This window comes from Peptostreptococcaceae bacterium, from assembly GCA_016649995.1.
GTDB lineage: Bacteria > Bacillota > Clostridia > Peptostreptococcales > BM714 > BM714.
Map to the genome: position 1 here is coordinate 1 of JAENWJ010000003.1, position 23,564 is coordinate 23,564.

The 23,564-nt window shown below is 42.5% G+C and carries 15 protein-coding genes; 13 read left to right on the forward strand and 2 right to left on the reverse strand.

The genetic code is table 11. The features are described from left to right. Window positions 1-127: 127 nt before the first annotated feature. The 13 genes from JJE29_01065 (at window position 128) to JJE29_01125 (ending at window position 19,253) form a co-directional block, all read left to right on the forward strand. The gene (locus tag JJE29_01065) at window positions 128-1,726 is read left to right on the forward strand and encodes an IS1634 family transposase (GenBank protein ID MBK5251227.1); all 1,599 of its coding nucleotides are present in this window, start codon (window positions 128-130) and stop codon (window positions 1,724-1,726) included. A 68-nt stretch (window positions 1,727-1,794) separates the two neighbouring features. Next, window positions 1,795-2,823: a hypothetical protein gene (locus tag JJE29_01070; protein MBK5251228.1), complete on the forward strand. Its 1,029-nt coding sequence runs from the start codon at window positions 1,795-1,797 to the stop codon at window positions 2,821-2,823. Beyond that, on the forward strand, window positions 2,824-4,440 hold the full coding sequence (locus JJE29_01075; GenBank protein MBK5251229.1) for a hypothetical protein: 1,617 nt from the start codon (window positions 2,824-2,826) through the stop codon (window positions 4,438-4,440). After that, window positions 4,427-5,128: a hypothetical protein gene (locus JJE29_01080; protein MBK5251230.1), complete on the forward strand. Its 702-nt coding sequence runs from the start codon at window positions 4,427-4,429 to the stop codon at window positions 5,126-5,128. Before JJE29_01075 ends, JJE29_01080 begins: the two co-directional genes overlap by 14 nt. Further along, window positions 5,128-9,525 (forward strand): hypothetical protein, encoded by a 4,398-nt coding sequence (locus tag JJE29_01085; GenBank protein MBK5251231.1) that lies wholly within the window; start codon window positions 5,128-5,130, stop codon window positions 9,523-9,525. The genes JJE29_01080 and JJE29_01085 overlap by 1 nt, the downstream gene beginning before the upstream one ends. Before the next feature lie 249 nt (window positions 9,526-9,774). Beyond that, window positions 9,775-10,587 (forward strand): hypothetical protein, encoded by an 813-nt coding sequence (locus JJE29_01090; GenBank protein MBK5251232.1) that lies wholly within the window; start codon window positions 9,775-9,777, stop codon window positions 10,585-10,587. A 231-nt stretch (window positions 10,588-10,818) separates the two neighbouring features. Continuing rightward, on the forward strand, window positions 10,819-12,123 hold the full coding sequence (locus JJE29_01095; GenBank protein MBK5251233.1) for a patatin-like phospholipase family protein: 1,305 nt from the start codon (window positions 10,819-10,821) through the stop codon (window positions 12,121-12,123). Next, window positions 12,110-13,834, forward strand: a complete 1,725-nt coding sequence (locus JJE29_01100; protein ID MBK5251234.1) for a phospho-sugar mutase — start codon at window positions 12,110-12,112, stop codon at window positions 13,832-13,834. Before JJE29_01095 ends, JJE29_01100 begins: the two co-directional genes overlap by 14 nt. Window positions 13,835-13,976: 142 nt before the next feature. Then, entirely contained in the window at window positions 13,977-15,107 is a 1,131-nt protein-coding gene (locus JJE29_01105) for a hypothetical protein (protein MBK5251235.1), read from the forward strand. A 135-nt stretch (window positions 15,108-15,242) separates the two neighbouring features. Continuing rightward, the gene (locus tag JJE29_01110; protein MBK5251236.1) at window positions 15,243-16,628 is read left to right on the forward strand and encodes a glucose-6-phosphate isomerase; all 1,386 of its coding nucleotides are present in this window, start codon (window positions 15,243-15,245) and stop codon (window positions 16,626-16,628) included. Between the two features lie 14 nt (window positions 16,629-16,642). Then, window positions 16,643-17,824, forward strand: a complete 1,182-nt coding sequence (locus tag JJE29_01115) for a hypothetical protein (GenBank protein ID MBK5251237.1) — start codon at window positions 16,643-16,645, stop codon at window positions 17,822-17,824. A 26-nt stretch (window positions 17,825-17,850) separates the two neighbouring features. After that, the gene (locus tag JJE29_01120) at window positions 17,851-18,774 is read left to right on the forward strand and encodes an AEC family transporter (GenBank protein ID MBK5251238.1); all 924 of its coding nucleotides are present in this window, start codon (window positions 17,851-17,853) and stop codon (window positions 18,772-18,774) included. A gap of 14 nt (window positions 18,775-18,788) precedes the next feature. Beyond that, on the forward strand, window positions 18,789-19,253 hold the full coding sequence (locus JJE29_01125) for a DUF1893 domain-containing protein (protein MBK5251239.1): 465 nt from the start codon (window positions 18,789-18,791) through the stop codon (window positions 19,251-19,253). 213 nt (window positions 19,254-19,466) lie between these two features. Here JJE29_01125 and JJE29_01130 read toward each other — a convergent pair whose 3' ends face one another. Next, window positions 19,467-22,268 (reverse strand): phosphodiester glycosidase family protein, encoded by a 2,802-nt coding sequence (locus JJE29_01130; protein MBK5251240.1) that lies wholly within the window; start codon window positions 22,266-22,268, stop codon window positions 19,467-19,469. A gap of 21 nt (window positions 22,269-22,289) precedes the next feature. Further along, window positions 22,290-23,012 carry a tRNA 2-thiocytidine(32) synthetase TtcA gene (locus JJE29_01135; GenBank protein ID MBK5251241.1) on the reverse strand — a complete coding sequence of 241 codons (723 nt, stop codon included), beginning with the start codon at window positions 23,010-23,012 and terminating at the stop codon, window positions 22,290-22,292. Window positions 23,013-23,564 lie beyond the last annotated feature (552 nt).

Sequence of the window (23,564 nt, forward strand, 5' to 3'; positions counted from 1 at the left end):
CCTGCATTCCCGAAAAATTATAACGAGGAATGTCGTAAACCCTTGATTTGACGCTGTTTCAAGCATATTATCCTTGTAAAACCTTCCGAAACATGTTATAATTATAACGTGGAACGGAGGTACTACTATGGCTCTTGTATATGTGAAGAATAAGAAAAACGGCACTACCTATGTATATGAATCAACCAACTATTGGGACAAGGAAAAGCAGCAATCAAGAAGTAAGCGTGTCTGCATTGGTAAATCAGATGAAGCAGGTAATCTCATCCCATCAAAACGCTTCAGTGAACCCCAGCCTGTATCGCCTCTAAAGCGAGGACCAGTACCTGCGACGCAAGCAAAACGTAGTTTTTATGGAGCTACCTATTTATTTGACGCTTTAGGCGACAAGCTTGATGTCACCAAAGACTTGAGAACCTGCTTCCCGGACACCTATAAGCAGATCTTGTCTATTGCATATTACTTGATTCTTGAAGATCGGAATCCATTAAGTCGCTTTCCGAAATGGGAGCGTACTCACAAACATCCTTACGAGAAGAATATTTCATCTCAAAGAAGCAGTGAACTTTTTTCATCCATCACAGAAGACAGCAAAGAACACTTCTTCAAACTCCAAGGAAAACGCCGAACTGAAAATGAATACTGGGCCTATGATACAACCAGTATATCTTCCTATTCGGAATCGCTTAAGCAGGTCAAGTATGGCAGAAACAAGGACCATGATCCTCTGGCGCAGATTAATCTAGCATTGTTGTTTGGTGAAACATCCAATCTTCCTTTTTATTACCGGAAGCTACCTGGAAACATACCAGATGTCAAAACATTGAAAAACCTTCTTGCAGACATGGATTTTTTAGGCTTTGCCAAGGTGAAACTGGTAATGGATCGTGGTTTCTACAGCGAAGATAATGTCAATGCACTCTATCAAAATCACCTAAAATTCTTAATGGCAACAAAAGTGTCCTTGAAATTTGTACGTAAAGAGTTAGATCAGGTACGTGATACCATAAGGTCTAGGTCAAACTACAACACCATGTACCAACTTCATGCACATACAGCCATGATTGCTTGGGAGTATACACAAATCCGTCCTTATAAATGTGATGTCATCAAAGAGTCTCGAAGAATGTATCTCCACATCTATTACAATGGCGAGAAAGCCCTTGAACAGGAAAACAAGTTCAACCTTCTCCTGGATAAGCTTGAAGAAGAACTAATTTCAGGCAAGCGAAAGCCAGAAAATGAGAAGCAATACAATAAGTATTTTGATGTAACAACAACACCAGTAAGAGGAACCAAAGTAACTGCCAAACAGGAGGCAATCAATCAAGCTCAAAAAGACTATGGTTTCTTTGCATTGATTAGCAACGAAATCAATGAACCGATAGAAGCATTGGAAATCTACCGAAACAAAGACTTGATAGAAAAAGGATTTGGTAATTTGAAGGAACGTCTGAATATGCGACGTACAACCGTTTCATCTGATAGTGCCTTGGAAGGTAAGCTGTTTGTGCAATTCATAGCGTTAGTCTATTTGTCTTATATAAAAAAACAGATGTCTGATCAAGGTCTTTTCAAAAAGTATACAATGCAGGAGCTACTTGATGAATTGGATATCATTGAATGCTTTGAGCAACCAGGAAATAACATACGTATTGGTGAAATGACCAAGAAACAAGAGGGACTTTATCACAAGCTTGGTGTTAAGCCACCAACCACGTTATAATTGCTCGGGAATTCAGGTTACAACAAAGGACGATTAAACGGAAGCAAACAGCGGATTAAGGAGAACGTATGTTTAAAGGAAAGCTTTTTTCATTTAAGCGCAAAATTATCTCGATTGATGAATTGTCAAAAATTGCGAGTGTAGGCGAGTACTATGATTTTGCAATGCTCGTCGAGGGATTTATTGAGAAAGGTATACTAAAGCCGGTAAAGTCTTCAGGCAGGAACGGCAGGAGTCCGTCCGTTTTTAATGAGTACAGGATAATTAGGCCAAAAGCTGATTATGCTGAGGCTATTGAAGATATCAAGAAGCTGCATCCGCGGTTCGATCATTCCAAATATGCGAAACGACCATCGGATTATATCAAGAACAAGCGAGAAATCGATTTGCTAAGTGATTTCTTGTGGAAAAATGAAGGGCAGTTTAATGAAGTAATGTCGGTTAACGAGAGATCTTTTCAGATATGGGGAGAAGAAAAATTGTTGAAGGGTGGTTCTGTTGTCAAGAAAATTTTCAAGTACAATGGCTGGGACATGTCAGAACTCAATTGTTTTGAAACGCCTGAGCCTTTTTTTGACTATGTTTTTTCTTTTGGGGAAAAAACGAATGTTCTGATTCTCGAAAATAAGGACACTTGGTTTGGATTGAGGAAGATCATGAAGGAAGAAAGCAAGAACAGACTTTTTAGGGAATACAATGTGCTGCTTTATGGAGAGGGAAAGAAGATCATAAGCAGAAGAATGAGACTTGAGGACTATAATTTTTTGCTCGGGAATAGCAATAACCGATATTTCTATTTTGGAGATTTGGATTATGAAGGCATAGATATTTTTCAGAAGCTTGTATTGCGGAATGAGGGGATTAGCATTTCTCTTTGCACGGAGCTGTACACTTGGATGGTCGAGGAGTCGAAAAAGTATGAATTGCCATTCACTAAGAAAGGGCAGAAAGAGGTGGACGTTTCGGGTTTCCTGAGTTGGTTTTGCGAGGATGATGCCTTGGTGATAAGAAACATATTGGAAAGCAGAAGGTATATTCCCCAGGAAATATTGAATTACGCCATGCTAAAGAAATGTATGGATAAGGGGGAGGCATAGATGATAGACTTTCTCGACGGATTTGAAAAGAGAATGGAGATAGTGGGGGTTGTTGAATCCATTGTAAATCGCAAAAAAAAGGATATGGAGATTGAAAGTCTTTTCGGAGACAATGATTTTGTGAGCCTGGTTTTTTCGGTGCTTCTTTATATCATGGAGAAAACGCTTTCGGAGGACAGCGATTGCGATATTGACCATATTCAGGGTTTCATAGGGAGCATACTCCCGGAACATTATGGTCTTGAGATAGACAAGGGCGACCTTGGTAATTTGACGGGATATATAATAAAGAATGTGCTTCAAAATGAGGGAGTTTCATATTCTTTTAGTGCAGTGAGCTATTCGTCAGGAAATAAAATGGATATTCCGATTAGATTGATAAGGGACCGCGTGGTAGAAGACGGGGGCTTATATAGGGTAAATTATTCGTTGACGGATCAGGGATATGATTTTCTTTTCAGAACCAAAGAGGTGGATCAGGAAATCAAGATGACCATAGAGGAATTGAAGTTAAGGGAGCTTATAAAGCGAAAAAATTTCAAGAAGGCCCATGACCAAAGCCTGCAGCTAATACAGATGGTGCGGCAAAAGAAAAAGGAAATCAGTTTCTTTGTGTCGAAAATAAAGGAAAATATTCATGATGTGGATATTGGAGAATATGAACAGCTTGTAGACAGTACATATAAGTTGCTGGGTGAGGAATACAGCCTTATGGGGGATATCATGGATATGGCCCTGAAGTCGGAAAACAGGATTAGGGAAGATTGCCAAGCGGGCATGGAGCTTGACGATAAATTGAGAAAAGCTCAGCATGACATAAAGAAGATTGGCGAAAATATAAAAGCGGCTCTGAGCGAGCAGAGGCATCTAATAGTAAACCGCCAGAGCCTGACAAAGATATATAAGGCTACGATGAGCGATTCGTTTGAGCGCAATATTGAAAATAGGTATGACATGGAGGATATCATATTAAGACAGATGGAAGAGCATGTCGATATGGCAGATGAGTTCTGGCAACTTGTAAATCCGCTTTTCATGCCGAATGTATACTCTAACATCAATATAAGGAGCATGTATGAGCCCCAAGGAATGATACAGCTCGAAAGCGGCGAAGAAAGTGCTGTTATCGAAAAGGAAGAGCTCATGGAAGATTGCGAGAGGGAAAGGATTGAAGGAATAAATGAAACGTATGTAGAGATAATGGAATATCTTTTGACATATGTACGTGAAAAAAGAGAGGTCAGTTTTGATGAGGTGATAAATTCACTTGAGGCCGATAAGGAAACATTCGAAAAGTTCACCAAAGACAGGCTTCTCTTTATGACAATCCTGAAGCTTTATGACATAGGATCTATAGATGTTGAAGAATGGGAAAGACGGGGCGGGAAGGTTGTCATGAATCTGTCTGAAGAGTTTAACCTGGAGTATTGCCTCGGCAGGCTGGCGGATGAACGGGAATGTCTCCGCGGAGTCAAGAGGCTTGATGTATCGAAGCTTGGAGACGAACTCATAGAAGTGGAGATAAATAGAAGCAAGGAAGGCGCCTTAAAAGAAATAAGCAAGATAGAGATGTCTAATTTTTGTATAAAGGTGGTAAAACGGGATGAATTCAATTAACTCGGCAGTGAAAATTTTTAGGGTGCTATTGGAAAATGGGCAACTCGATAGGGAAGACAGCAGCGATCTTTTTGTCGAATACTTGAATTCGGAGGTGCAGGATGCTCTCGGCGAATTCGAGGAAGAAATGGAATGCAGGATAATAAAGATAAAAAACACTATTTACCTTCTTCCGAATTGCGATAACGGATTTTTGGGATTTAAAGGGAAGAATTTCAAGGGCTATTTTGGGTCTAATTCGACACTTAAGGACAACTATCTTGCTTACTATATCACGATGTTTCTATTGTTCAAGTTTTATGGAGGGAAAAATAAGAATCCCAAGCAACGGGAGTTTATTAGGGTGATGACACTGATAGAAGAACTTGATATGAGGTTTGATTCTATTTTAAGCAGGGCGCGGGAGGAAGTGCTTGAAAAAGAAGAGGAGCTTAATGTCAATCTGATAGGTATCGCCGAGCTCTGGAACCAGAAGATTGCACTCGAGATGAACAAGCGCACTACGAAGCACGGAACGGTAACAAGGGTTTGCAATTTACTAAGAGACGAGAAGCTTGTAAGATTCATAGAGGACAAAAAGGAAATACGCACGACTAAGAAACTCGACGATCTTATGACATATTATTTCCTTAACGACAGCAGGATTGACGAGATAAACGGACTATTCCGGACGGGGGGGGTGGAATAATGCCTCAGATTAACAGGATTAGGATTATTAATTTTTCATATAATAACAACAACAGGAACATACTTGACGAGACCTTCGATTTTTACCAAGGGGAAAACGCTCTTTTGAGCCTAAAGAACGGGGGCGGAAAGAGTGTGCTTGTGCAGCTGTTGTTTCAGCCGATTATTCCCAAATCCAAACTCATGGGCAGGAGGATAGAGGATTTTTTCATAGGCAGGAATACTCCTTCGTACGTGATGATAGAGTGGAAGCTCGAGGATGAAGGTGGCTATCTGCTTACGGGAATCGGACTGGCAAACAGGATAGCGAGAGGCGGAGAAGGCGAGGAACCGGGCAACAATGTAAAATATTTTACATTTACATCGGCATATCGTAATGAGAATGCTTTCGACATAGTTGGGATTCCCCTGGTCGAAAAACATGGAAACGGCATTAGCATAGAGGAGTTCAGGGAAGCAAAGAGAATCATTGGAGGGAAGGAAAAGGCCTCAGGTTCAGATGTCAGGATGTTTACCGAAGAGGATGCAGTTGAGTACAGAAGATATCTCGAGAGTTACAACATTTTTCGGGACGAGTGGAAATCGATAGTTCTCAAGATAAATGAGTCTGAGGGTGGGGTTATCGAGATTTTCGAAAAATGCAAGACATCGCAGATATTGATGAATGAATGGATTTTGAAATCGATTGAAAAAGTTGTAAATAAAGAGGACCGGGATCAGAATATGTTGGAAAAGATGCTCGAAAATCTGGTCGAGGAAATGATAGACAACGAAGCGTATATCTACGAGAAGGAAATTTACCATGAGTTTCTCAAGGATACCGAGGACCATCTTATCCGGCTTGACGAGTTGATGATTTCCATCGACAAGGAGAAGGAAATAGAGGATTCCATGGCGAGGATGTACGGAAGCCTCTTAAAAAGGCTCGGGATTGCCAACAAGGAGACGGAAACGCAAAGAATAGCAATATCTGCTTGCAAAGAGGAACTGAATAGGATAACTCTCGAGGAGCGTTCGAAGGAATACTACGATGCTCTTGATAAGGTCGGGAAATTGTCGAGAGTGAGAGCTGAAAAAGAGGAAGAGCTGAAGGCTGCCGAAAAAGAGCTTGAGAATAATAAGAGGGGAATCGCGGTTCAGGAAGCCGCAAGGGGATTCGCGCGCATAAAAGCGCTTAAGCAAGCAATTTCAATTATAAAAGAGAAGATCGGCAAGATAAAAAATGATGGGGACAATAGGAAAAAGATAAAGAACCTTGAATATTCGTTAAGGATTGCGTACGAGAAGGCTTTGGAGAAACTGAGGGGCGAGATAGACGGAGCGAGTTTGAGAAAGAAGGAAATAGAAAGTGAAATAGGTGAATTGGATGAGGTTTTGAGGGCCATCGGCTCCAATACTGAATTGCTTCAAAGAAAGTTAGGCGGAGCCGAAAATAAAGTGAAAGATTTTCTAATTTATGAGAAGAAGGCTGCTGAAGCCCTTTCCATAAAATACGAAAGAAATCTGCTGGGAGAGATAGAGAATGATTATTATGAAAGATATTCTCTTGCTGCAGAAAATGAGCTCAATAACTTGAAGGAAGAAAAAGCTGATATTGATGGTGATGTTGTAAGGGCAAATGAGAGGGAAGTGCAGATAGAAAAGGACTTGGAGGAGAAAAGGCAAAGTGGGCAGGATGCGGCGGTAGAGTTTTCGAGGCTCGCGGGCAAAATCGAAGACTATCGAGACAAGGAAGAAGCAGTAAAGCCTTTGCTTGAGAGATACGAAATTGATTTCAGGGAAAGATTTCGGCATGGAGAGAACAGTATGATCCTTTGCGGGATCATAAAAGAGCTTGAAAAAAAGGAAAGGGAGATAGATCTGGATGTGAGAGTCATGAGGGAAAACATTGATTCATTGAGGGACGGATCGCTTCATGTTTCCAAGGAATTCAAGCAATGGCTGATAAACCACGATATTGGTTTTGAAACCGGGGAAAACTATCTTAGGAAGCAGAAGCCGGAAAGAAGAGGCGCGCTTACAAGCAAAAATCCTATGCTTCCGTTTTCGTTTTTGCTCTACGAGGATGACATTGCAAGTATAGGGACAATGGAAATTGGTATAGACATGCATCAGATGGTGCCGATTATGTCCTATGGGGACGTGAAAAATAAATTTGATTCAGAAGGAAATTTGCTTCAGGTGCAGGACGGAATTCGTTTCATATGCCTCTACGACGAGAAGATGATAGATACCGACAATTTGGAAATTTACATGGAAGAGAAAAAAAGAGAATTGAAAGAAATAGAGGGTAAACTCGGGCACTATAGGGAGGAACTCAATTGCGCGAGGAATGATGCGCAAGAATTGAATCTATTCGCTTTTGACGAAAACTATGCCTATGAGCTTGAAAAGAAGAATGAAAGCGCCTTGGCGCGCATTGCTTCGATAGACGAGGAAACAATAAGGCTTGGTGAAGAGCGGGACAGAATCAAGAAAAGACTCAAAGAGTGCAGAGAAAGGATCGTCGAAATCGGTTCGCTAGCAAAAGAGTGCGAAGCGAGGAAGCGGGGGCTTGGGGAATTTATAGAAAAAGAAAAAGGGTATCAGGCAAGCAGGCAGCTTGTAGCAGAGTGCGAAAATGGCTTGCGTGGGAATAAAAAGGAAAGGGAAAGAAAAGAAAAAGAAAAGGATTGCCTAGGTAAAGAGAAGGAATCCATAGGTGATATTATAATGAGGCTGGGCATGGAGATAAAAGATAAGGAGAAGGGGTATGCGTGCTATGCGGAGGCCGTGGACGGAGAGCTTTTGGATGATGATCTGGAATCCATGGAGGGAAGGCTGAGGGTCCTGCATAGCAAGATATCGTTACGCCTTGAGGAGCTTGAGAAGGAGCTGGAGGAAAAGTTCGGAGAGTTAAAAGAAAAAGAGACCATGCTTGAAGTGTGCGAGTTAAAGGAATCGGAATACAGGGATGTTGCCTTTGACTTGAAAAGGTTGAAGGAGCTTAAGGTTATGGGGCGCGCTTTGGAGGCTAGTTGCGGGGAAGCTGATGAGGCTTTGAACAAAGCGTATGGAAGCCTCAAACATGCCGAGGGGATGCTTGAAACTGCGCAAAAGGAAATATTGAAACTGACAGATGTCATTTTGGAAAGATCATCGATAAAGATGAATTTTGAGGGCCGTAGGGAGACGGAAGTAGCCGGAATGAGAAGCGCCGAAAAAAGGATTATTGAGCTTGAGAAGATATGCAGTGAGTGCAGGGACATAATAAGTGATATAAAAGCGAAGATAAACATTGGTTCATATAGCAAAGACGCCGGATATGAAATAGTAATAAGTTTCAGGGAGGATTTTGGGAAGCTTGAAATGGATCTTCGGGACGTAAAGGCAGAGAATGAAAAGCTTGAGAGGAATGCAGAAATAAACTATGGAGACATGAAAAACGAATTTGTCGATAAGAATGTAAACCTTAAAAAAATCTTTGACGGACTGGGATCGTTAGTTCAAAAGGCAAGGAGCAATAAGGATGACTACTATTATCTGTGGGAAAGGATGACAGATAGCAAAGAAATATTGGACAAGTTGATAAAGGTCTGTGAACAAATGCTTTCGAGTTTCGAGAAGACCAAAAGGGACATGATACAACATAGTTATATGCATGGGAAGCAGGTATACGACGAAATTCAAAAGATTGGCGAGAATTCTTCCATAAAGCTTGAAGGGAAGTCGCGCCCGGTTCCTATGCTGAAGATTGATATGGAGCCGCTTGAAGCCGTGGAGAAGGAAAATATCGACAAGATGAAAATGTATATAGAGAATTGCATTGGGATAATAAAAGAGGACATGAAAGAGAACAAAAAAATTGAAGATGTTCGCAAGAAAATTCACAGATATATGTCGACGAAGGAACTTTTAAATGTACTTTCCGATATGGGCAAGATGACTGTTCGCGCATACAAGATAGATGTGAATTCTAGAAACAACAGATACAAAACATGGGAACAGGTGATAAAGGAGAATTCCGGTGGGGAAAGATTCGTTTCGTTTTTTGCCGTGCTTGTGGCGTTGATGTCCTATACGAGGACGAGCCTTAAGCTTGAGGATGACTATAGAAGGAACAGGGATACAAAGGTACTTGTTATGGATAATCCCTTTGGGCCAATATCATCCGAGCATTTGCTCAAGCCGCTGTTCAAGATAGCAGAGAAATACAATACACAGCTTATATGCCTTACGGATTTGAAACAAAATTCAATCCTCAACTGCTTTAATCTTATTTACATGATTAAGATAAGAAAAAGCGTATTCGGTACTAGTGAATACATTCAAGTAGAGAGGCAGATAAAAAACGGCGCTGAAATGGAACAGGACGAAAAACTCGAAAAGGCCGTAATGATGTCGCAAATCAGTTTTTAACAAATAAAGATGAGAGGATTCGGATACGGAAGCGGATATGGTCCGAGGAACGGAACGATAAGAGCAGGCAATGGCAGATAGATTTACAGAAAAAGAATAAGATAAATAATATCGAGGAGGCATCTTTCGATTGATTTCGGGGGTTGATTGTGTGTGTGAATATAAATATTGCAAATTGTGATAAAAAATTAACATTTCGATGCGTCTTATGGTATATAATGAAAGTAGAAACCTAAAGGTGGGGATATCATGAAGCGGTTCGAAAGTTACATTCAGGAGCATATGTGCCACTACAAGATGGACTTTTTGAGAGTCAAGGAAAAAGGTGTTTACCGGTATGACGGGCGCGTGTACAATTATTGCTTCATTTTGCCCGAGGGGGACAAGGAAAAGAACATAATCCAGAAATACAGGGAACGTTTTTGGAACTCGTCCTATGCGCTGAAAGAGAATGACGAGGGCTTTTGCCATCTCGATTCTGCCCAGGCCATTTGCATAAACTTTTTTTATCCATTGATAGAGGGAGGATATCTTGAGGATTTCATCCAAATAATCGGCATGGGTAACAGAAAAATCAATTACAAGGATTGCATTAATCGCGAAGATCACTTTGAGCTTGACATAGAAACGGAGATTGGTCATATGTTTTTCAATATCAAATACACAGGAAAGGCTTATGGTAGTCTTGAGGATACTGAGGAAAACAGAAAGGCGTATGAGGATATTTATAAGCCGGCGCTTGAAAAGTCGGATGCCATAAGGGATGTTTATAAGGAGAAAAAGATATTCTTCAAGCATTATGAAATAATGGAATCGCTTCTTAAAATTAAAGGGGAAGATTCTGTTGTATTCATGCTTCCTTATGAGAACGAGATGCTTAAGAGCTACATACACATAATTGAGGATATTCTAAAGCCAACTTATCTGGAAAAGCTTAAGATTGTTTATTGGGAGGATATTTTTACATCCCTTCCCGATTCGATGATGCCTATGTACAGCGAGTTTATCTTGAAATATTTTCCGTATATAACATACAAGGTAAAGAGACAAATTCTCAAATAATGCAGATAGCATAAGTGAAAAGATTTTGCCGAATTTCAAATATTTTTATATTAAAAGACACCCGCTGGGTGTCTTTGTCAATTGATAGGCAAACCCTGCTAGAAGTGACGCGGCTTCTAAATTTGTGGTTATGCAAAGGGTTCTAATGGTATAATCTGAATAGAAAGAAATCTCAGCATTGAGGCATGTTTCATTTGTCTTTTTGAGGGAGTGACAATAGGAGGATAATTTATGGGGAAGCTGGGTTTGGTTCTTGAAGGCGGAGGCGCCAAGGGAGCTTATCAGGTTGGAGCATACAAGGCTCTTATGGAGCTTGGAATAGAGATCGACGGGATTGCGGGAACATCCATTGGAGCAATCAACGGTGCGATGATAGCTCAGGGTTCTTTCGAGAGGTGCTACGATGTTTGGCACGGGATAAGACCGTCAACGCTTTTTGATGTTGACGAGGGTTATATTAAACGCATAATAGGCTTTGAGCTTGATGAAAAGAGCCTTTCTTATGCGGCAAAAGCTATCAAGGAAATAATGCAGAACAATGGTCTTGACACAACCCTTGTGAAGGGCATAATCAGGGACAATATAGATGAGAAAATGCTTAGGGATTCGAAAATGGATTTCGGGTTTGTTACTTTTTCTCTCACGGACATGAAGCCTCTTGAGTTATACAAGGAGGATGTTCCCTTGGGCAAGATGCATGATTATATAATGGCTTCTGCGTCTGTGCCTGTTTTTAAGTTAGAAAAGATAGACAATAAGATTTTTATTGACGGGGGCTTTCATGACAACATGCCTGTGAATCTCCTAGCGAGAAAGGGCTATAAGGATATAATAGTAATAAGGTCCTTTGGCATGGGCAGGGTTAAGAAGGTGGACCACGAGAACCTAAACATAACCTACATAACTCCATCGGAACCACTGGGCCGCACACTGGATTTTACCAACGACAAGGCGCTAAGGAACATCGAAATGGGCTATTATGATACGCTTAGGTTATATAGGGGATACAGAGGCGAAAAGTATTGCATTGAAACAGACGCGGGAGAAGATTTTTTTCTGGATTTTTTCAAGGGCCTGGATGAGAAAACCGTTCTTGAAATGGGAAGAGTTTTCGGAATTTCGGGAATGCCTTGGAGGCGCATGCTGTTTGAGCATATACTGCCTAGGATGGCTGCGGTGCTCGACCTTAAGGATACGGCTACATATGGAGACCTATTGTTGAGATTTCTGGAGCAGCAGGCGAAGGCGTACAATGTAAATCGTTTTGCTGTTTATAGCATGGAGGAGCTTTTTAATGAGGCAAAGAAGAAATATAAGCCAACGAACAGTGGCGTTTTCAACAAGCTGCCGGATTTTGTCAAGCAAAACGAGCTTTTGATGCTTTCACGAAACGTCAAGGACGAAATACTTGCTGAATTTATGGGTATTCTCATGAATAGGGAAGAAAAAAAAACGGACTTATTTATTTCAGATAAAGCAAATCGAAAAGTTGCGAGAGATATTGAAAAAGGGAGGAAGAGAAATGGAAAACAATAAATTTTACGAGGAATGGCTTGCTGCAAAAGAAATAGATGAAGATACAAAATTGGAGTTGAAAGGTATTGCAGGCGACGCTGAAGAGATAGAGGACAGGTTCTATAAGGACCTGGAATTCGGGACCGGAGGAATGCGAGGCATTCGCGGGGCCGGCCGGAACAGAATAAACAAATACAATATAAGAAAGGTTACCCAGGGACTGGCTTCGTATCTCGATAAAAATGTGGACGGAGCGGCGGAGAAGGGTGTTGCAATTGCCTATGACAGCCGTATAAAGTCAGATGAATTTGCATGGGAGGCGTCAGAGGTTCTTGCCGGAAACGGCATAAGGGTTTATCTTTACGAGGGAATAAGATCCACTCCCCAGCTTTCATTTACAGTGAAGAGGTTGGGTTGTGCGGGGGGTATTGTCCTCACCGCCAGTCATAACCCGCCGGAGTATAACGGGTACAAGGTTTACGGGGAAAACGGGGGACAGATAGTCCCCAAGATAAGTGAGCCTCTTATTGCTGAGGTTAAAAGGATTGAGGGCTTCAAGGGGATTTTGAGAATGAATCGCGAAGAGGCTCTAAAAAAGGGAATGATAAAGCTTATAGGCAGCGAAATGGACGAGGAATATTACGAATCGGTTTTAAGTTTGTCGACTGTGAATGCTGAGAACCGCGAGGCTGTAAAGGGTTTAAAAATAGTATATACGCCGCTTCACGGGGTTGGCTTAGAGCCTGTTACAGAGGTGCTTTCACGGGATGGATTCCAGCATGTGACTGTGGTGCCTGAACAGGAAAAGCCCGATGGAACCTTTCCGACGGTGAAAAAGCCGAATCCTGAGGAGCCGGAGGCGCTTAAAATGGCGCTTGATCTGGCAGAGAAAAACGGAGCGGACCTGGTAATAGCTACCGATCCGGATTCGGACAGGGTTGGACTTGCGGCAAGAAACAGCCAAGGAAGGCTTGAATCGCTTTTGGGAAACCAGGTGGGACCGCTTCTTATAGATTATATTCTTTCGCATAAAAAGCTAATGAAAGGTGATTTTATCGTCAAGACGGTTGTGACATCGGACATGGGAGCAGCTGTTGCAAGGCATTACGGCGTGGACAGTTACGAGACTCTGACAGGCTTCAAGTGGATTTGCGACAAGGCAATGGAGCTTGAGAGAGAGGGCGGAAAGCGCTTTGTTTTCGGATACGAGGAAAGCATAGGGTACCTTGCAGGAGACTTTACCAAGGACAAGGATGCAGTTATTTCTGCAATGATAGCGTCTGAGATGGCAGCCTTTTTCAAGGCCAATGGCATGACTCTGCATGATGCACTTAGGGCATTGTGGGAAAGGCACGGCTTCTACAAGGACCACCTGATTTCGCTTTGGCTTGAGGGACGCGACGGCAAGGAACGCATAGGGAGAATAATGAAAAGCTTCAGGAATAATTCGCCAAGGATAATCGGCGGAGCTGCTGTAACTGAAATAGTTGATTTCAATTCATCGACTAAAACCTATGTGGACAGAAAGGAATCGGAAATTTTGAGGTTCCATAAATCCAATGTTTTGAAATTTAAATTTGGAGATAGTTGCTGGTTTGCCATAAGGCCCAGCGGAACCGAACCGAAGATTAAGATATATTTCTCGGTCATGGATAGGGATGAGGCGAAGGCTTCTAAAAAGATGGAGGATATGATAGGTGAAGTCAGCAAATTGATTGAAGAGGTAAAATAGTGGGAAGTAGAAAGTAGAAAGTAGAAAGTAGAAAGTAGAAAGTAGAAAGTAGAAAGTAGAAAGTAGAACGAAAAAGACTAAAGATAAAAAACTAAAAAGAGTAAATCCATAAAGAGAAAAAATGTTTTATGGGGAGGTTTGCATGGAAAAGGGGTTCTTGCATGTTGTGGGAAGAAACGATGAAGATGAATTTTTGGAAAGCGGATGCACTGCAACACGATTAACTGGGGTTGCCGGGTGTTATGTTCTTTGGAAGGTGCCGAGTGGACAGCTCATGCAATTCTTTTGCATGGATTTTGAGAGCGAGGGTATAAAGGGCTACAAGAGTCTTCTTAATGGAACCGAAGAGCAAAGGCAGGACATGATGAAGGAGGCAATAGGTGTTTACGGAGAGAATTTCGAAAGTCTTTCCGAGAGGGATGCTATAGATTTGCTGAATCTAATGTATGCTGTAAATCTAAAATTTCATCTGCCTCTTCCGGGAAAAACTGCTGAATATGCTCATTTGCTTAATCGCGAAAAAGTTGTGCCGGATGATGCAAGGAGGATTCTGGATAAGAGGCTTTCGAAACAAATGGAAACTGATTTTGAAGCCGCGAATTATTATATGAGTAGGGCTCTTGCAAATGACATCGAGGCTGAAAAGCAGCTTTTGGTTGTGGGAAGCAGGCTTGAGCTTGCTACATTGCCCGGGAAATCCATTCTCCTTAAAAACGATGTTATTCCAAGAGAATGTTTTCCGGGGACAAGGTACGTCAATTGCACTGCATTGGCAAGAAAGGGAACCGATTATTTTATCGTAATGGCGAGATTAAGCCTTATGGATACCGAAGAGGGCATAAAGCTTATTGGTGCGCAGTTTCTCGAAAAGAAACATTTGACGGCTGCAGAGGCCTCAATGATTATAAAGAGGACTGAATATTTGATGGTTTATCAGGTTGCGGACAAGGAGTGTTTTGGACAAGCTCTTTTGGTTGAAAAGCCTTGTGTCGAAAGGGAGCAACATGAAAAGGGAATGCTTTACACGCAGTTTAAGCGCGACAATAATCATTATAAGGAGCAGACTTATTTCATGAATGATGATATTTTCGGTTTATATTTTCTCATGGATGAAGGCAAACTGGTTGCTGTAACATATAGCGAGGATGGAATAAACGAAATAAATAAATTCTTTAGTAGGCCATGCTTTAGAAAATGCCTGACGATAGAAAAGGCTTTTTATTCTGAAAGCCCCTTATTTTATCATATTGTGCATCAAAAGGAAGAGAAGTAAAATAAGTGGGCAGTGGGCAGTGGGCAGCTGGCAGTAAAAGACAAAGGCAAAAGCAAAAGACAACGCATCGTGTGATGTCGCGTAATCCGAAGTTAACGTGCTTTGGGAAGAAAAAACAGTAAAGAAGTTTGCAGTGTGAAGGGTAAAAAGGAATATGGAAAGGGGAGTCCTATGGATATCAGGCTTGATTATGATCGGGCAAAGACGGATTTATCGGGAATTATTCATGAGTTGGAGCATGCCTTCAGCAGAATTTTAAGGAAAAGAAATCAAGGTTATCTTGGATTCATGGATTTGGTGAGTCATCAAAAGGATATTGAAAGGATTAAGAAAAAGTCAGAATGGATAAGGCAAAGGTTTGATAATTTTGTTGTCATAGGCATTGGAGGGTCGAGTCTTGGCAGTTTGGCTCTGCATGAGGCCTTGAACGGAAAGTATTACAATGACAAACCGAAATCCATTCGGAATGGTCCCAAATTTTATGTGTTGGATAATCCTGACCCTGAAAGTGTTGGTGACCTGCTTGATATTCTGGAGCCCGAAAAAACGGTTTTTAATGTTATAACTAAATCGGGCAGTACTTCAGAAACCATGTCAAATTTTATGATAGTCTACGACTGGCTATATAAAAATCTTCCGGAAAAGGCTGTTGCCGAGCGTATCATAGCAACCACCGATGCAAAGGATAGCATTCTTTTGGATATTGCCCGGGAAAAAGGTCTAGACACTTTTTATATACCTGGAAATGTAGGGGGGAGATTCTCGGTTCTTTCTCCGGTGGGACTGCTTTCGGCTTGCACCTGCGGCATAGATATTGACGGGCTGCTCATGGGGGCCGAAGATATGGCGAATCGCTGCAACAATTTTTACCCGGAGGACAATCCTGCACTGATGGATGCCGCTGTGCATTTCATGATGATGAAAGCCGGAAGGAATATTTCCGTTTTGATGCCCTATGCCGACAGGCTAAGATATTTGTCGGACTGGCATTCCCAGCTTTGGGCTGAAAGTCTTGGAAAGAAGAGCGACAATGATGAAAAGGTTGTCCATACCGGGCAGACTCCTGTCAAGGCGCTTGGCACGATAGATCAGCATTCGCAGGTTCAGCTTTATGCCGAGGGTCCGGACGATAAGATTATAACTTTTTTAAGGGTTGAAAGGTTTCGCAGGGATATGGCTATTCCGGGACGTTTTTCAGGCTACAAGAATCTTGAGGTGCTTGCGAATAGGGGCTTGTCAGAATTAATGAATGCGGAACAATTGGCCACAGAGGATGCTCTTTCTGAATTTGGAAGGCCAATTCTTACCATCGTTTTTCCTGAGATCAATGAGGAGACTGTGGGCCAGTTTATATATATGCAGGAGCTCAAAACGGCTTATTGTGGGGAGCTTCTAAACATCAATGCTTTTAATCAGCCTGGAGTTGAATTGGGCAAGGTTCTCACGCGGAAGTATATGATGAAGACGGGTGAAAATCCGGAACGGTTTAAGAATCAGACTTTGTCAAAGGATGGAATCTAAGGCAGGTGGTAGAAATGAAAGAAAATAAATCAACAGAACTGAAAATTCTAAAGGGCGGCCGAGACAAGGGAAATTTGTCAGGCATTGGGCCCGGGAGTTTTCTTTGGGCCGAGGCGACAAACACCAGGCTTATGGGTGTCGTTGGGGTAAAGGTTTGCTGGAAGCTTGAAAGCGGCGATTTCTTTTATCAATTTTTCCACTTAGATAGCGAGGCTTACGGAATTGACGGATACGAGAGTCTAATAAATCCCAACATATATGAAATTGACTATATAGCAATGCATATGATGGGCGGACTTGGAGGATCTTTTAAAACTATATATTACAATGAACTCATCTATCTGTTAAGATGGTTCTATGATTTAAATTTAAAGAACGAAGAACCCCTTCCTGAAGGGTTCGGGGAGTTTGAAAAGCTTTTAGCAGATTCGGATACTATTTGCGATGTGGAAGGTCTTATGGGCAGGATATGCGAGCATATCGAAAACGAAGCCCACTGCATACATTATTTTTTGATGAGGATTTTCGGCGGGGATTATGTGGCTGCCGGCTTTCTTATGGACGACATGGTGGAAGACAATATCAGTTCCGATGTTCCAGATGGTATTCTTCTCAGGAATGAAGTTTCATGCAAAAGAAAGACCAAAAGGGGCAGAGTTTGCCAGACGGAATCGCTTGTTGAGGCCAAATTCGGTTATATGCTTGTGCATTCCGAATTAAAGGTTGTACATTCTGAAGATGGCTACAAGATACGCATGGCGAAAAAGCTTGAGGATATGCGTGTATCAAACATAGAGGCGGCGTTTCTGCTTAAAAAGCCGGAGTATTTGGCTATTTATGAGATTGACTCCTTTGAAGAGTTCTTGATGGTTTTTAAGATAGAGAATCCATCTATGATGAACAGCATACATGAATCCGGGGTTCTTTTCACATATTTCAACAAGGACAACGACCATGTGAAAGAGGATTTGTATTATTTGAACGGAGACATACACAGCGTATATTTCATAACACGCGGAGAGCAGCTTATTGTTGCTTCATTCGAGAAAGAAAAGATGGGAGAGGCCAAGGAGATGCTTTCCGGCAAGGCGTACGGCGAAATGCTTGTTGAGAACGAGGATATGTTAATGGAGGAGCCGGTGTTTTATGAATTCGTAAACAGCGGAGAGGACGATATATATGATTTTTTTGATTAAAAGGGTATAGGATAGGGGGAAGCGGTTTGGTAGTTGTAACGCAGGTGTTGATTCTTTTTTTTATGATAATAACAGGATTCGTGGCAAAGAGGTTTGAAATAATCAAAAATGAAATGAACGAAGGTTTGATAAATCTTGTGCTTTACGTGATGCTTCCGTCTTTGATATTGACATCGATGGATTTTGATTTTTCACCGGAGATTCTGGCTAAAAGCGGAAAGATTTTTGTCATTTCCATAGTAATTTATTCGGTTATAATGGCTATATCATTTTTGATTCCGAAGATAGTGGGAGGCGAAAAAAGCCAAACGGCCATTTATCAATATGCGTTTATTTTTGTGAATGTGGCCTACATGGGATACCCTGTAGTCAATTCCGTTTATGGAAAGATAGGGGTTTTCTATACGGCTATTTTTAATTTGCCGTTCAATCTTTTCATATGGACAGTAGGTCTTTGGATACTTACCAAGGATCATGAGGAATTTAAGGGGCAGGTTGCAAGCTTTGAAATCAAGAGGTTTCTAAATCCGGCTATAATAGCTGTTTTTGCCGGATTCATTTTGTTCTTGTTTTCAATCCGCTTGCCGCAAATAATATATGACACATTGGGAACGCTCGGGAGCGCTACCATGCCGCTGTCGATGATTTTTATTGGGTCGGTACTGGCGGATGTGGAAATTAAGGATATTCTTACAGACAAGAAGGCGCTTGCGTATTCTGTGCTCCGCCAGACACTTGTTCCTCTTGTGATATTGTATTCCCTAAAGGCCCTGGGTTTTACGGGATACATGGTAGGGATTCCGGCTGTCATTTCAGGTATGCCTACTGCGGCCAACACGGCTCTCATGGCATCGAAGTATAAAAATGATTACCATCTAGCATCGAGGCTTGTTTTTGTGTCAACGTTTGTATCTATTTTCACCATTCCGGTGATAGTGATGCTGGTATAGGAGGGGGAAAAAAGATGCATAAGGATTTGAAAATGGCTGTGGATATGCTTTATAGCGAGGGCAGGGCTCTTGTGCTTGTAAGAAACGGAGAAGTTTTGAAGAGGGATGACAGACGAGGAATAGGACCGATGTATGACATTGCAACAGGTGAAAGGTCATTGTCTGATGGAAGCAGTCTTGCCGACAAGGTAATAGGAAAGGCAGCTGCAATGCTTGCGGTCGACGCAGGGATTGCCAGGCTTTATGCTCTTGTAATAAGCGAGGAAGCAGAAAAGGTTTTGTCTGATGCAAAGATGGAGTATCATTTCAAAACAATGGTGCCTTTCATACAGAACAGGGAAAAAACAGGCAAGTGTCCCATGGAGCGGTTGGCTGGGGGCATTGAATTTGGGGATACGGAAGTGTTGAAGGAAAGGCTTAGGGAGTTTTTAAAAACAGTAGAAAGTTGGAAAGTGGAAAGAAAAAACAGTGGAAAGTAGAAAGTGGAAAGTGGAAAGAAAAAGATAAAAGATAAAAGATAAACGATAAACGATAAAAGAAAAAGATTAAAGAAAAAGATTAAAGAAATTCAAAGTGTTCATAAATAAGGGTTCAAGTGTTTGGTTTGAGTTTTTAGCTTTTGTATTTACTGCAAACTGCCAACTGCCATCTGCAAACTGAAAACCCCCTCTTCTTCGGAAGAGGGGGTTTGTTTATGGTCTTTTATAGATGGGATCCGATGTGTATTTCAGCCCGTCATTGGTGATGTATATGGTCATAAGGTTTAGGTCGGTGAATATGTCTATTCCGGCAATTTTGGGTGTTGAAGGGGCTGCTATAATCTTGAGCCCACTTTTCATTTTGCTGATTAAGTTTCCATCTCTTGAGGGGACAATTGCATAGGTTTTTCCTCCGGTGCGCGCTCTGTAATCCTCGAGCCACTCAAGTACAAGATCTTCTTCTAGTGGGTCGGAGAAGTTCCACGGCTCGGACATAGACAGAAGTATGTTTTTTTCTCCGGCCTTTTCGAGCTGGTCTCTGAGCCATGGTATCTGGGATGCACTTGAGGTTCGAAGTCCTGTTTTTGAAGAGTTGTCGAGATTTAGAACAAGAAGGTTTGTGCCGCCCGTGGCGCTATAGCCGGCGGAGTTCCCTATTAGGGGGGCCTTCAGTCTTTTGTTAAGATCTTCGCTAATAGGACTAGGAGCCAAAGCAAAGTTGGATTTTTCGGCCAAAGCTGCAAGTCTTATATGGATTAGTCTGTCAAGCATTGTGGAAACAGGCCTTGTGTTTCCAAAGACTGAGATGGTGAGGAGCGGATTCTCGGGCGCATTGTCAAGAAGGTTTTCGTCTTTGGGAATCGCGAGTTCTTGAACATTTACCTGGCCGCTTGATGGTGTTTTGTAGAAGGCTGTCAGCTCGTCGAACCAAATTTGACCCGAGGCTTTGTTTTCGGGATCTGTCTCTACTAGGTAAATTTGTTCAAGCCGTATGGGGAATGATACACCTGATGGGATGGACGCCTTAACGAAACGCCAGCCATCCCAGTCCACATAGCGAGCAAGGTCTAAAGTAGATGATTTTCCTTCGTTGTCTGTAATTTTGGCCCTGAGCCAGTGTCCTCCGCCATTATCGCCCTTTATCCAAAGCCCTATCTGGGACGGCGTGGAGTATATTTTTTTATTTAGATTTAGATAGGCGGCCCTGGTGGCATCACTGCCGCTGAAGTCATATGTCATGACTCCCGATGAGTCGCCAATTTTGCTTATGCCGCCATCTATTCCGTAGGACCCCGTTACGGCCTCTGGATACCCGGAGAATGTGTCTCCTGGGTTTTCAAAGTCGTTGAAAACGAATGAAGTGTATCCTATTGAAACCGGAATTTCATCGGTGAAGGTGCCGAGAGAAACCGAAACTTTACCGCTTGATGCACGGTTTGAGGCGGAAAAGGTGTTGCCGGAAAGGCTACCGATACGATCCGGAACGGTGGCTGAAATGTCTTCGAAGTCGACAGAAACTTCATATCCTTCGGAGGTATGGACAATTGCTTTTATTTCCGCAGTCCCATTAAGGTCGAGTGAAATGTTTCTCGGATAGAGACGGATTCCTACGGGATTTTCTACGCATAGAAGGGTTATGCTACGAGAATTGCCTTTGTAGGTGCCCGTGATTGTCGAGCGTCCTGATCCTTCCGGATAGAAGCGTCCGCTTTTAACTAGCCCATTTCCGGCTACAGACCATTCCACTTCATTGGGGTTGCCAATAGCGGGGTTTCTGTTCTTGTCGAAAAATAGGGTTTCTAGTAAACGCGATGTGCCGTCAACAACCCTTTCGTCCGATACATCTATGCGAAAATCCGAGGCTGCAAGGTTTGTCTTGAGGCTTGTTGCCGCTATTGCGTTTGCAACACACCTTTCGGCCGAGCCGGAAGGTGTGTTGGCTATTGAAAGATTCGTTTCGCCAAGGCGGCGAGCGAGCATTTCTGTCGAGCCGCCACCGTCAAGGTTGATTGCGTTCCATGCGCCAAGGTTTTTCATGTAGGAGGCAAGCTCTGCCTCTGTCATTCCTGCTGCCGATGAGCTTCTGCCGTCTACCGTAAGGAGCCAAAACCTGCTTCCACTTTTGTCTACGCCAAGTGCCGTTCTGGGGTTGCGTCCCGGAATAGGCATGGAGAAGCTGCTTGGAATTGCTCCGTTTTTAAGAAGGAGGCTCCCTCCTCCGAATGCGTCTGTGATGTTTTCTATTGAAGGAATCAATTCCATTTCCAGATTAACCAGTTGGTTTTGCTTGAAGGATTCTGTCAAAGCTGATACTTTTGTACCGATAGCTGCAACAATAAAATCTAGAGAATCAATGTCGAGTGAGGATGCTTCTGTTTCAAAGCCGGTTACCTGTCCATTTGCGACTCCCATGTATATTGCGTCGGGCTTTTGGGGAGGAAGGCCTTCCCATGCCTTATCGTATACTATGATTCTGTCGTTTTTAAGATATGGCTTGTTGATTAATTCCACGGAGAGTTTGCTTCGGCTTGAGAGGTTATTAAGCGTATATGTTTCTTCAAAGGCTCCTCCGATTTGAAGCATGCCGTCAGCATCTGTCCATGCGGTGTTGAAGCCGGGGTCTTTTATTGAGCTGGATAAAAGAATGCCGTCTTTTATTACGGGGCCCATTGATACTGAAAGGCCGGTGTCGAAGAAGTCCCCGTTTACGACTGCCACGGCACCTGGCTGCGCAAGAGCAAGGACTGAAAGCGCGGCTCTTGCGTTTGCCTTTTCTTCAGAGAGAAGGCTAAGGCTCACCCCATTTTCTGACAGGTCTCCCTCTGTGATATGTATTGGAAGCCAACCGTTTTCTGTAAAAATCATGTTTTCCGTATATGTGATACCGTTTCCTATCTGTTCGGTAAATTCAGTTTCGTGCAGTATGTCGTAATCGGCGAAGGCAAATGTGCCGGAAGCAAGAAGGCAAGCCAAACCTATGCAAAATATCTTTATCTTTTTCATTTTCATTTTCATTTCATTATCCTCTTTTCAATTTTACTTTTGTTTTGGGTTCCAAATGCTTAGTTGTTTGGGGTTTGTAAGAGCCTTGAGGAGATTTTCCCGTCCTCTGGGGTTTTCTTTGTCTATCTCACGCAGGAGTTCCTTCATGTAATCCCTTTTCGTTGCGCCCTCGGCGGGGCATTTGCTTTTTATTACGGGAAAGTTGTTGCGCCTTGTTGCGCTAATTATGTCCTTTTCCTCGGCATAAACCAGTGGCCTTATTACGGTTATTCCCTGGCGGTCAAGATGGGTTACCGGCATGAATGAGTGTATTCTGCCTTCATACAACATACTTAGAAGCAAAGTTTCTATAGCGTCGTCTCTGTGATGTCCTAGGGCAGCCTTGCTTACGCCGTGCTTCTTTAGCAGGTTGTAAAGGGCCCCTCTCCTGAGGTTTGCGCACAGCGAGCATGGATTCTTTTCCTTTCGCACATCAAATACGATTTTATATATGTTTGTTTTTTCAATGATGTATTCTATTCCAAGATCTAAGCAGAATTTTTTTATTGGGCCGAAATCGAATTCTTCATATCCCATGTCAATAGAGAAGGCTTTTATTGTGAATGGAACCGGGTAAAAGTTTCTTAGCAGGTGGAGCCCATAGAGAAGGGTAAGTGAATCCTTTCCTCCGGATATTCCAACACCGATTACATCTCCCGGTTGTATCATTTCATATTCCTGGGCGGCTTTTCGCATACAGCCTAGCACTTTTCGCATATTTTTCTCCTTTGATTGTTCTGATGCCTTCATTATACATCTGTTGGGAGGGGGACTTGATTAAGAAAGGGTTACAAAGGGGTCGCAGGTTGGGGTTTGCATTTCCGGCTGCGCCCTGCTGATGTTTCTCAGCCCCCTTTGTCTTTCGCGAAAATCTAAAATTCGCAAACTCACTCCGTGTCGGGCCAAGGCCAAAGCGAATTTCTAACGATTTTCACTTATCCAAAGTGGTGAGAAACTATCCATCGCGCGATGCCGTTCAATCCGAAGCCCCAACCTGCTTTTGGGGATAAGAAAGTACAAGGGAAAAAGGAAATCCAAAGGGGTCGCAGTTTAAGAATCGAATTTTCGGCAAGGTACGTTCTTACATCCTCTGGCTCGTGAACTAATTATGCAGCTGCGAACTGCTCATGCTTCGCGTGCCCTGTGGGTATTCGATGGGTTTTGTCTATCAAAAGGGGTCGCAGGTTAGGGCTTGCATTTCCGGCTGCGCCCTGCTGATGTTTTTCAATCCCCTTTGTCTTTCGATAAAACCTAAAATCCGCAAACTCG

Excerpts from the sequence above, each read along its gene's own strand:
- JJE29_01115 (MBK5251237.1), top strand. The coding sequence starts at position 16,643 with ATGAAAGAAAATAAATCAACAGAACTGAAAATTCTAAAGGGCGGCCGA.
- JJE29_01135 (MBK5251241.1), bottom strand. The coding sequence starts at position 23,012 with ATGCGAAAAGTGCTAGGCTGTATGCGAAAAGCCGCCCAGGAATATGAA.
- JJE29_01085 (MBK5251231.1), top strand. The coding sequence starts at position 5,128 with ATGCCTCAGATTAACAGGATTAGGATTATTAATTTTTCATATAATAAC.
- JJE29_01125 (MBK5251239.1), top strand. The coding sequence starts at position 18,789 with ATGCATAAGGATTTGAAAATGGCTGTGGATATGCTTTATAGCGAGGGC.
- JJE29_01065 (MBK5251227.1), top strand. The coding sequence starts at position 128 with ATGGCTCTTGTATATGTGAAGAATAAGAAAAACGGCACTACCTATGTA.
- JJE29_01080 (MBK5251230.1), top strand. The coding sequence starts at position 4,427 with ATGAATTCAATTAACTCGGCAGTGAAAATTTTTAGGGTGCTATTGGAA.
- JJE29_01090 (MBK5251232.1), top strand. The coding sequence starts at position 9,775 with ATGAAGCGGTTCGAAAGTTACATTCAGGAGCATATGTGCCACTACAAG.
- JJE29_01100 (MBK5251234.1), top strand. The coding sequence starts at position 12,110 with ATGGAAAACAATAAATTTTACGAGGAATGGCTTGCTGCAAAAGAAATA.
- JJE29_01070 (MBK5251228.1), top strand. The coding sequence starts at position 1,795 with ATGTTTAAAGGAAAGCTTTTTTCATTTAAGCGCAAAATTATCTCGATT.
- JJE29_01130 (MBK5251240.1), bottom strand. The coding sequence starts at position 22,268 with ATGAAAATGAAAATGAAAAAGATAAAGATATTTTGCATAGGTTTGGCT.
- JJE29_01095 (MBK5251233.1), top strand. The coding sequence starts at position 10,819 with ATGGGGAAGCTGGGTTTGGTTCTTGAAGGCGGAGGCGCCAAGGGAGCT.
- JJE29_01075 (MBK5251229.1), top strand. The coding sequence starts at position 2,824 with ATGATAGACTTTCTCGACGGATTTGAAAAGAGAATGGAGATAGTGGGG.
- JJE29_01105 (MBK5251235.1), top strand. The coding sequence starts at position 13,977 with ATGGAAAAGGGGTTCTTGCATGTTGTGGGAAGAAACGATGAAGATGAA.